This window comes from Sulfurimonas sp., from assembly GCF_032250635.1.
Lineage (GTDB): Bacteria > Campylobacterota > Campylobacteria > Campylobacterales > Sulfurimonadaceae > Sulfurimonas.
Map to the genome: position 1 here is coordinate 1 of NZ_JAVVFL010000099.1, position 8,294 is coordinate 8,294.

The following is an 8,294-nucleotide window of genomic DNA, read 5'->3' on the forward strand; positions in this document are numbered from 1 at the left end:
CATCTTTTTTATAGCCTGCATTGCATCCTCAGCCTTGCTCTCTTGAACAAAGCCGATAATCGAATTTATAATTACAACGCCTAAGATGACGGAAGTATCGATAAAATGCCCAAGAATAGCAGTAAAAAAGGCAGCTGCGAGTAGTACATAAATCAAAAGATTGTGAAACTGCATTAAAAAACGGATAATGGGACTTTTTTTCTTCTCCTCTTGAAGTTTGTTGGGTCCGTACTTTTTGAGTCTTGCCTCAACTTCGGTGCTGCTTAGTCCATCTTTTGAACTCTCAACTCTTTTGAGAACTTCATCTGCTTCTAATGAGTGCCAGTTACTGTTCTCTTGCATTTCAAACTCCATATCTTTCATGCACTATTCCAATGTGATAACAGTGCCAAAAGGCACGTTTTGCTCTTTTGGAGCTATCCACTTTACCTCGTAATTTGGCTCATCATGCGGGAAGATTCCATCTAAATCACTAAAATACAGAAGCAGTTTTACATACAAGAGCTCTCTATCTACAAACTCAAATACGGGTCTAAAATCGGTTCCGCCTCCCCCTTTGAGTTCAACTTCTAAAATATCGCCGCCCCAAAAGGTTTTATGCGTTCTAATCTTATCGTCACACACAAACATATCTATCTGAAAATTTGGAATTGTTAGCATCAAAAAGTTAAGCTCACTCAAAAACTCACTTAGGAGTTTTTCATCAACAGAACCGGAGCTGTCAACTGCCACGACAAGCTGAAATCGTTTACTTATGCATGAGGGAAGATAGATTCCTGCATAGAGAAATTTTTTGCTCGGCGGAAGAAGCGTGTAGTCATCTTTATGGTGCCTATCAAGCGCTGCTCTTAACTCATTGCGCCAATCAATCTTGCCCTCGGCGGAAATTTTAAAAAATCTTCCAATCGAGAGAGGAGCTTCGCCGCTTTTCATCTCATCTTCAAGCTTTGCTTTGGCAAACTCTTCAAAAAGCTGTTCGTTTAAAATATCCTCGTTTTGAGGGCTATTTTGCTCGTTTTGCTCTTTGTTACTATCTTGCATATCATTAATATCATCTGCTTCATACTCAAGCTCATCACGCAAAATATCCTCTTTGAGCTCTGCGTAAATCTCCTCGGCGTACATGCCGCTAAATCTCTTTGAGTAGTGCGCCTCATCGGGGCGCTCTAAGCCGTTTTGAACCAGCATATCGTTAATCGCGTAGTCAGTTGAGAGCTGCCAGAGCCAACCGCTTCTGCCGTTTTTTCTCGCTTCATGCTCAAGAGAGGCGTGCATTGCGCCGTTTGCAAAAACAAACTCCATTTGCGCAGGTTCTAGCTTTTGCAAAAAATCGCTGTTATACTCAAGCTTTATGCCATTGCTTTTAAAGCTCTGTATGTCGTCGTTTTGTACGAGCTCAAGTTTAGCGGCAACCGCTCCAAAGAAAGGGTGATTAAGTAAAAGTTTTGATTTTGCTTGAGAGATTTTGGTTTGAATACTTTGCATGTGAGGCTTCTCTTTTGGTGCGTAACATCAAAGAGGTACTCTCTCTTTGATGTTTAGGTTATTTTTTTAGACTTTTTTTAAGGTCGCTTACAAACTCCGTAATGTCATCATGAAGTGCTTGAAGATCCTCTTCATGTTCGACTTCATCAGCCAGTATTTGAGAGACTATATCGTAAGTGACTATATCTTTATCTCTCGTCAAATCGACTATGCTTGAGTAAACATTTATTGCACACTGCTCGCCCTTTATAGCATCTTCGAGTATTGCAACTACATCAAAATTTTTAGGCTCTTCGTAGCCGCAGTTTGTCTTTTTCATCCACTCTTTTGGATTTAAAAGAGGTGTTCCTCCAAGCTGCAAAATTCTATCTGCTATCATAGTCGCATGCCTTAACTCATCGGCAGCATGCTGATTAAGCTCGGCGATAGCAGCATCTTTCATGATTCCTTTTACGACTTTGCTCTCAATAAAATATTGATAGTAAGCCAACCACTCATCCGCATAAGCTTTATTTAGAAGTTTGATAATCTCTGAAACCTCTAAACCTTTAATAATCGAATTTCCTGCTCTAGCCATAATTAACTCCTAATGAAAAAATTTTAATACGCTCCTATGGTACAATCAAGTTGATTAATTCTCTTTTAAAGAGCTAATCTAAAAGATATGCAAACTTCTCAACCCACTCGCCAAATACATCTAAGTGCTCCATACTCACACCGTTTCTTTGCAAATCCTGCACCGTCATAACGGCAAATTCGCTCTTTAGCAAGAGCGTATATCTAAGCAGATTTTCTAACTTCTCATCATCTCTCTCTTTGAGATATGCACTTACAAGCCCGGTACTTAGAGCATAAAGAACATCTACCTCATCGCTGTACTCACCGCTTCCGCTATAGAGTATATTTTTTATGTCGGGAAGTCTGTTCATGACCTTGCAAAACGCCAAAAAGGAGACCGCTACATCCTTACCGACTGCTCCGCCTACAGTCTCAAGAAGCAGATTTTCAGATACGCTGCTCCCCAGTATACTGTTTACATATTCCCAGCTTCTAGGCGTTGCAAAGCTTTTTATATCACTCTTTGCATCAAACGTGAACAGATGTTCATTTTTATATGAGATGTAAGATATAACCTTCTCATCAAGAGCGTTTTTATACGCCCAAAGCCTCCAATCCTCTACATGTACATCCATCTCAAAGTGAACAAATCTGTTTGCCAAAGGGCTTGGCATGCGGTAAGTAACACCTCTATCTCCCTCACGATTTCCTGCGGCGACAATAGCCCAGCCCTCAGGCAGCTCGTATTCGCCGACCCTTCTATCTAGTATAAGTTGATAAGCTGATGCTTGAACGCTTGGAGCTGCGGAGTTAAGCTCATCCAAAAACAAAATCCCTCTGCCATCGCGAGGCAAAAAAGCGGGAGGCGCCCAAAGCGCGGTGTGCGACTCTTTATCATAAAAAGGGATTCCTTTAAGGTCGGTAGGGTCCATAAGTGCGAGTCTTAAATCTATAAAACCGATATCCTTGCTTTTTGCTATCTGCTTTACTATGGAAGATTTCCCGATTCCAGGTGCTCCCCATAAAAAAGTCGGAACTCTCTGCTCTACCAAAGCCTCTATTGCCGCACTCAAATCTGTTGCTCTCATACTTCCCATCCTATATTTTCTTGTTGTATATATCTGCCAAACGCCGGGTTTTCCATAACGGAGCGGGCATATCTTGAGTCTAACTGCAGTTGGTATAAAATCTCTACCGGAGTGTTCTCATTTTTTGCTATCTCTTGGCAATATTGATTGTTTCTGTACGCCTCTTCAAGTATTGACGTGGGTGTTTTTTTATTTTCATACAGAGCTGACTTTATCTCTTCGTTTTTGCTCTCTAAAAGCAGATGTAAAATCTCTCCATCAATCCCGTTGTTGAGTGCCAAAGCGTAGGAAATCTCTTCATCGCCATAACTTAGCAGCTCTTTTTGCATCTCTAAAGTCAAGCTCTCATTGAGCGCCAACCCTATCCTGTTTGTTTTAAAAAGTTCAAAAAGCTCATCTGTCAATTTTATATTTTTTGCTACGTTTCTTCCCAATTTTTCATCTTTTAAAAACTCTTCAATGAGTGCAGGTTTTAAATTTCTGTTTTGTGAGAGAGCCTCTAAAACATTAAGGTCATTGGTTTTAAAAAGAAGCTCCTGCATCTCATCATCGCAGTGGACATTTCTAGCGATTGCGACTTGAATGTTGGGATTTAATCGTATCGGCTCAAGCGATAAAATGGCATACAGCAACTCCATGTTTTTTGTCTGCGAAACAAGATGCATAAAACCAGTCGTTGCATACTGAACATTATGATTTCGCTCTATGTTTTGGTAGAAGCGTAAGATTATCGCAGCACTCACATCACGGTTATCGTCGTTTTCAAAAAAGTCCTCGCCGCCCCATGAGTACATCTTTAGAAGCTTAAAAAAGAGTGCATCGTCTATCATAGAGTTTTGCAAAAAACTCTTAAGCCTCTCTTTGTTGCGGCTGAGTTTAAGACTCATCAAAAGAGTGTTCGCATCTATATACTTTGCAAGCTCCCGCTCAAGAGCATCAATGGAGACAAACTCCACACTTTGGGAGTGCTTGTTGTAAAGCGCCTCACTAATATTTTGCTCATAAGGAGTCATCATCTTTGCATCAACAACCAACGCCACATCTTCATTAAATTCAGAGGTTATCTCTATCTTGTGAAACTTCAGTTGTGACTCAAACTCGTCCATGCTAAAAGCACGGCTTTTGCCAAAAAGCAGTATTGCTCTATTTTCTAACTCTTTTAAATTCATAAAGCAGATTATAGCATTGGTTACACTCATTTGTTATAATGCGCCGACAAAGCAAAGGATTTCTATGAAAAAACTATATGCGCCGTGGGAGAGAGTATTTAAAAAAATAGCTACCCCTTTTGAGGAGTTTATACACGCACAAACCACGACCGGTCTCATACTTATGGTAATGACGGTAGTGGCATTAGTACTAGCAAACTCCCCAATAGCAAGTAGTTACGAGCACTTCTTTCATACTTACATTAACCTCGAAGTGGGCTCATGGAAACTCTCCCACTCTATCCATCACTGGATCAACGACGGGCTTATGGCTATCTTTTTCTTTATCATCGGGTTGGAGATAAAAAGAGAGATCACGGTAGGCGAGTTGTCCGACCTAAAAGTTGCAACTCTCCCTATAGTTGCGGCAATTGGCGGAATGGTTGTGCCTGCGCTCATATACTTAAGCATCAACGGAGGCGGCGAAGGCGCAAAAGGTTGGGGAATACCTATGGCAACCGATATCGCTTTTGCCATCAGCGCACTTGTACTTCTTGGCAAAAGAGTGCCTACCTCTCTAGTTACCTTTTTGGTTGCTTTGGCAATCGTAGATGACCTCGGAGCAGTCGTCGTTATAGCTCTTTTTTACACAAATGAGATACATATGTTCTGGCTTGCCCTCTCACTTGGAGCTTTTTTCGTTATGATCGCTCTCAATCGCTTCGGCATACATGCGGTTCTGCCATACTTTATACTCGGTCTTCTTATGTGGTACTTTATGCTCGAATCGGGTGTGCATGCAACGATTGCGGGAGTTATAGCAGCTATGGTAATTCCGGCAAAGCCTAAATATGCCCCTATCTCCTTTAGTGAGCATACAGGCAAACTGCTTAGTGAGTACGACAAATACCCCGTTGCGACTGACCATATGATGCATGAGAAGCAAAAAGCCATCCTTCAAAACATAAAAGACACTATTGATGCGGTAGGAACTCCTTCAGCTAGGCTTGAGCACGGTCTTCATCTGCCCGTGAGTTTGATAGTCATCCCGCTCTTTGCTTTAGCAAACGCGGGCATATCCATAGACTTCTCATCTATCAACGAAAGTATAATGCAGCCCATATCTCTTGGCATCATTCTTGGTCTTGTGGCAGGAAAAGTGATTGGCATTGCCGGTCTCTCATGGCTTGCAATAAAGCTCAAAATAGCATCGCTTCCGCAAAACACGACTATGAACCAGATATTTGGCGTCTCCTTTTTGGGAGGCATCGGTTTTACTATGTCTATTTTCGTAGCTGACCTTGCTTTTGCAGGAAACAGTGCCTTCATCTTTCAAGCAAAAATAGGAATTTTGGCAGCCTCTCTGTTTGCCGGTCTTTTTGGATTTATATGGCTTAGATATATTGCAAAATCTTCAAACAAATAGTGTTATAATTTAAGCCGAACTTACATAAGGAAATACTGATGAAAATGCTCTATATACTTCTTCTTACAACTCTATTTTTAGGGGCGAACGATGCCGCACATGAATTTGCGCCAAGCAAAGATTGTCAAAAGTGCCACGCCCAAATATATGATGAATTTTACGGCTCTATGCACGCAAATGCAACACCGCAAAAAGACCCTATCCACAACGCTGTCTGGAACAAACAAGTAGCAATGACCAAGGCAGAGCAGTACAGCTGCGGCAAATGTCACACACCTGCGGCGGATAATCTAGATAAGATGACAAAAGCGGGCGAAAAGGCAATGTTTGACGCGCAAAACCCAACGCATCAAGAGGCTATAAGCTGTGCATACTGCCACCGCATAGAGAAAATCGAGGAGCATAAACAGAGCAACACGAACATTATCTCAAAAGATAAAAACAGCTATTACGGTTCCAACAGAAGCTCTCTTGACTCTCCCTACCACAAAATCATAACTGACGAGAACAAGAACTTTAAAAACGGCAATGTCTGCATAGGATGCCACTCCCACAATGTCAACAAAACAGGTCTAAACCTCTGCTCAAGCAACGTAAACAGCGAGATAAACAGCGCAAACTGTGTAGGCTGCCACATGCCTCAAGTTGAGGGGAGTTTCTCCTCCATCATAGAGACAAAAACACACTCTTTTCACGGTTTTGCGGGCGCCCACTTCCACTCTGAAATGCTAAGTAAATATGTAAATATATCGATTTTAAGAAACATTGACCACTTTATTGTAAACGTAGACAACCAAAGCTCTCACGCCCTTCTACTTCATCCTGCCCGCATGGCTGTTTTGAAGATGAGTGTGACAAGAGATGGAAAAACTACAGAGCTTGAGAAAGAGGTATTTGTCAGAGTCCTAGGAAAAGAGGGCAAACCCTCAATGCCTTGGGTAGCCGACACAACCCTAAAAGACACCATGATTCAGGCAAATGAAAAAAGAGCCGTAAAAAGAGAGTTTAAACTTCAAAAAGGTGACAGAGTCGATGTGGTTCTGGGCTGGTTTTTGGTAAATCCCAAAGCTATTGAGGCTCTTGGATTAAAAGATGAAAAAACAGCAACAGAGTTTAAAATCTTTAAAAAGGAGAGCTTCACTTTTTAAGTGAGATCTCGCACCCGTTAAACTCAAAATCCAGCTCGCTTGAAGGCTCTTTGTAGAGCAGCGGGCTGTCTAAATCTACATACTTTATCACATCTCTATAGGCAAAGGCAAGATATAGCGCCATGTTTATGGAGTATGGACCCTCAAGCATAGAACCGAGCATACATGTTACTTTTTTCTCTCTTGCATACTCTAAAATCTCTATCGCCTTTGTAACCCCGCCGCACTTCATAAGCTTTATATTTATCATATCTGCACTCTTAGACTCCATGACCTTTTTGACATCTTCAAGACTGAAAACTGCCTCATCTGCCAAGATGGGAATGTGTGAAAGCTCACTAAGCATTTTTAAACTATCCAAGTCAGACGCAATGACAGGCTGCTCTATAAGCTCTATCTTTACACCCAGCATATTGTTTATAAAAAACTGCGAATCTTCAAAACTCCAAGCCTGATTTGCATCAACCAAAATCTCCGCATGCGGCAGCTCGTTTGCGATTTTTCTTATAACATCAACCGCATGCAAAATATCGCTGCCGACTTTTACTTTTAGTATCTCTTTTTTCTCAACATATGCTTTTTTGGCATCGCTTAACATAACATCAGCCTCATTTAAACTGATAGTAATATCCGTTTTTATAGGAGTAAAATCCTCTATACAAAAATACTCCGCCAAACTACGGTTTTTTTGTTTTGCATCCAAAGAGACAAAGGCTATATCAAGCGCTGCTTTTGCGCTTGAGCCAATAACGCATCCAGTATGCAGAAGCGACAAAGAATTTCTACATGTAAGATTTAAAAACTGCTCTTTTACGCTCTCAATTGAGCTTAAAATTATCTCTATATCTTCACCCGTAATAGCCTTTGTAGCGGGCGCTTCACCGATGCCTAGATTTCCGTTTTCATCTTCTACATGTACTCTTACAAACTCTACGTGAGTTGCTGTGCGAAGCGCGGTTTTAAACGGAGTTTTTAGCTCTATCTGTTTTATCTCTGTTTCTATTTTTGTTATTTTCATTTGATTAGCCAATGTCCGCCCTTTGCCCCGCCCACTCTTTGAAGTAAACCTTGCTCTTTGAGTTTTGATATCTGTTTTAATATCGCTCTTTTGGATATATTTAAAGCTTCAGCCATTTTCCCGGTTGTGATAGTGTTATCTTGACTAATTATATCCATTATTTTTTCTTCAGTTTTTGGTGAACTTTCTCCGACCTTTTTACCCAACTTTTCATCTTTTTGCTTTGGATATCTACTCTTAAACTCCACATTTAAGCCATTATCCCATGTAAAAGTCGGTGTTGTACCGTTATATACCTTTGAAGCCTTAATAACTTTTTCTACGCCCCTGCCCCATGACTCTATAAGACCCATCTTGAAAAAAGTATTGGCTATATCTGGATTATGCGGTTGTGAACGGTGCGACGAAGTGATGTTTTCTATA

At 41.0% G+C, this 8,294-nt stretch carries 9 protein-coding genes; 2 read left to right on the forward strand and 7 right to left on the reverse strand.

Translation table 11 applies throughout. From position 1 onward, the window contains the following. From RQ763_RS07040 to RQ763_RS07060, 5 genes are all read right to left on the reverse strand, one after another. The coding region (locus RQ763_RS07040) for a cation-transporting P-type ATPase (RefSeq protein WP_314152003.1) at positions 1–342 on the reverse strand (342 nt) is incomplete at its 3' end. 24 nt (positions 343–366) lie between these two features. After that, positions 367–1,485 (reverse strand): DUF2201 family putative metallopeptidase, encoded by a 1,119-nt coding sequence (locus tag RQ763_RS07045; RefSeq protein WP_314152005.1) that lies wholly within the window; start codon positions 1,483–1,485, stop codon positions 367–369. A 58-nt stretch (positions 1,486–1,543) separates the two neighbouring features. Beyond that, positions 1,544–2,062, reverse strand: a complete 519-nt coding sequence (locus tag RQ763_RS07050; RefSeq protein ID WP_314152007.1) for a ferritin-like domain-containing protein — start codon at positions 2,060–2,062, stop codon at positions 1,544–1,546. 73 nt (positions 2,063–2,135) lie between these two features. Further along, on the reverse strand, positions 2,136–3,131 hold the full coding sequence (locus tag RQ763_RS07055; RefSeq protein WP_314152010.1) for a MoxR family ATPase: 996 nt from the start codon (positions 3,129–3,131) through the stop codon (positions 2,136–2,138). Next, the gene (locus RQ763_RS07060) at positions 3,128–4,330 is read right to left on the reverse strand and encodes a hypothetical protein (RefSeq protein ID WP_314152012.1); all 1,203 of its coding nucleotides are present in this window, start codon (positions 4,328–4,330) and stop codon (positions 3,128–3,130) included. The genes RQ763_RS07055 and RQ763_RS07060 overlap by 4 nt, the downstream gene beginning before the upstream one ends. A 34-nt stretch (positions 4,331–4,364) precedes the next feature. On the opposite strand from RQ763_RS07060, the gene nhaA reads away from it, so the two are divergent. After that, complete coding sequence (gene nhaA / locus RQ763_RS07065; protein ID WP_314152014.1) at positions 4,365–5,705, forward strand: Na+/H+ antiporter NhaA; 1,341 nt, start codon at positions 4,365–4,367, stop codon at positions 5,703–5,705. A gap of 38 nt (positions 5,706–5,743) precedes the next feature. Beyond that, a complete protein-coding gene (locus RQ763_RS07070) occupies positions 5,744–6,853 on the forward strand; it encodes a multiheme c-type cytochrome (protein ID WP_314152015.1) in 1,110 nt (369 codons plus the stop codon). On the opposite strand, the gene RQ763_RS07075 is transcribed toward RQ763_RS07070, so the two are convergent. Next, positions 6,843–7,871, reverse strand: coding sequence for a dipeptide epimerase (locus tag RQ763_RS07075; RefSeq protein WP_314152017.1), 1,029 nt, complete (start codon positions 7,869–7,871; stop codon positions 6,843–6,845). The two genes, RQ763_RS07070 and RQ763_RS07075, sit on opposite strands and share 11 nt — an antisense overlap. Next, positions 7,868–8,294 (reverse strand): ATP-binding protein (locus RQ763_RS07080; RefSeq protein WP_314152019.1); only part of this gene is annotated, 427 nt, incomplete at its 5' end. The genes RQ763_RS07080 and RQ763_RS07075, both read right to left, overlap by 4 nt.

Coding starts and splice junctions, on each gene's coding strand:
- nhaA (WP_314152014.1), top strand. CDS start 4,365: ATGAAAAAACTATATGCGCCGTGGGAGAGAGTATTTAAAAAAATAGCT.
- RQ763_RS07050 (WP_314152007.1), bottom strand. CDS start 2,062: ATGGCTAGAGCAGGAAATTCGATTATTAAAGGTTTAGAGGTTTCAGAG.
- RQ763_RS07070 (WP_314152015.1), top strand. CDS start 5,744: ATGAAAATGCTCTATATACTTCTTCTTACAACTCTATTTTTAGGGGCG.
- RQ763_RS07075 (WP_314152017.1), bottom strand. CDS start 7,871: ATGAAAATAACAAAAATAGAAACAGAGATAAAACAGATAGAGCTAAAA.
- RQ763_RS07045 (WP_314152005.1), bottom strand. CDS start 1,485: ATGCAAAGTATTCAAACCAAAATCTCTCAAGCAAAATCAAAACTTTTA.
- RQ763_RS07055 (WP_314152010.1), bottom strand. CDS start 3,131: ATGAGAGCAACAGATTTGAGTGCGGCAATAGAGGCTTTGGTAGAGCAG.
- RQ763_RS07060 (WP_314152012.1), bottom strand. CDS start 4,330: ATGAGTGTAACCAATGCTATAATCTGCTTTATGAATTTAAAAGAGTTA.